Below are 1,720 nucleotides of genomic sequence, written 5' to 3'. Positions count from 1 at the left end.
CATCGCTGCTGAACAGGCCGGTAATGCCTTTGATCAGCTTGCTGAAGAAGCTGGCTTCGGCAGGGGCCGCAGCAACGGGAGCCGCCAGCTGTTGCGGTGCAACAGGGGCCGGTTGTGCCGGTTGGGCAAAGCCTTGCAGCAGCGGTTGCTCGCGCTCGATCACCTGAGCTTGCTTCGGTTGGTAGACCGGCTTGGCAATCTCGGTTTTCAGCTCGTAGCTGGCTGCTTCCGGGATCTCGTTCTGACGAATGCGGGTTACTTCGTAGTGCGGGGTTTCCAGATGCTGGTTCGGAATGATGTAAACACGCACATCATTGCGCTGCTCCAGACTGGCGATGGCGGCACGCTTCTCGTTAAGCAGATAGGCGGCAACATCCACCGGCACCTGGCCGTGAACCTGCTCGGTGTTGTCCTTCATGGCCTCTTCTTCGATGAGACGCAGGATGGACAGGGCGAGGGATTCGTTGTCACGGATCACGCCCTGGCCCTGGCAACGGGGGCAGATGTGGCTGCTGGACTCGTTGAGGGAGGGGCGCAGACGCTGGCGAGACATCTCCAGCAGACCGAAACGGGAGATCCGGCCCAGCTGGATGCGGGCACGATCCTGATGAACTGCTTCACGCAGACGGTTTTCCACTTCGCGCTGATGGCGAACCGGCGTCATATCGATGAAGTCGATTACGATCAGGCCACCCAGGTCGCGCAGACGCAATTGACGGGCAATTTCGTCGGCCGCTTCCAGGTTGGTTTGCAGCGCAGTCTCTTCGATATCGCCGCCCTTGGTGGCGCGGGAGGAGTTGATATCGATGGAGGTCAGTGCTTCGGTCGGATCGATAACGATACTGCCGCCGGAGGGGAGGCGCACTTCACGCTGGAAGGCTGATTCAATCTGGCTCTCAATCTGGAAGTGGTTGAACAGGGCAACTTCACCCTTGTACAGCTTCACACGGTTGAGGAAATCGGGACGTACCAGCTCGATATGGGCCTTGGCGCGTTCGAAAATCACCGGATTGTCGATCAAAATCTCGCCCACATCGCGACGCAGATAGTCACGGATGGCGCGCACGATGACGTTGCTTTCCTGATGGATCAGCACCGGCGCGGCGCGCTCCTGAGAGGCCTTGTGGATGGAGTCCCAGTGGTTGAGCAGAACGTTCAGATCCCACTCCAGCTCTTCCGGAGACTTGCCCACACCGGCGGTACGAACGATCAAGCCCATGCCTTCCGGCACTGTCAATCCGCTCAGAGCTTCTTTCAGTTCGGTCCGCTCATCACCCTCGATGCGGCGGGAGATTCCACCGGCACGGGGGTTGTTGGGCATCAGTACCAGGTAGCTACCTGCCAGGCTGATAAAGGTGGTGAGTGCTGCACCCTTGGTGCCACGCTCTTCCTTGTCGATCTGGACGATAACTTCCTGACCTTCGCGGACCACTTCTTTGATGTTGGGACGACCCTGATAGGAGTAACCGGAGGGGAAGTAATTGCGGGCGATCTCCTTCAACGGCAGGAAACCGTGGCGCTCGGCGCCGTAATCGACAAAAGCAGCTTCAAGGCTGGGTTCTACGCGGGTGATCTTACCCTTGTAAATGTTCGCTTTCTTCTGCTCGTGTCCCGGACTTTCAATATCCAAATCGTAGAGCTGTTGTCCGTCAACCAGCGCTACGCGCAACTCTTCTTCTTGAGTTGCGTTGATAAGCATTCTTTTCATTGAGTTCTCATT

Annotated in this window: 1 protein-coding gene; it reads right to left on the bottom strand. The window is 57.7% G+C overall.

Annotation, left to right across the window (positions count from 1 at the left end; translation table 11 throughout):
• A partial coding sequence (gene rne / locus AACS18_RS08370; RefSeq protein WP_108614100.1) for a ribonuclease E occupies nt 1-1,708 on the bottom strand: 1,708 nt, incomplete at its 3' end.
• Nucleotides 1,709-1,720: the final 12 nt, after the last annotated feature.

This window comes from Aeromonas sp. HMWF015 (assembly GCF_963878965.1).
In the GTDB taxonomy this organism is placed as follows: Bacteria; Pseudomonadota; Gammaproteobacteria; order Enterobacterales; family Aeromonadaceae; genus Aeromonas; species Aeromonas veronii.
The sequence above is the reverse complement of the archived record's forward strand: the minus strand, read 5'-3'. Positions and strand labels throughout refer to the sequence as shown.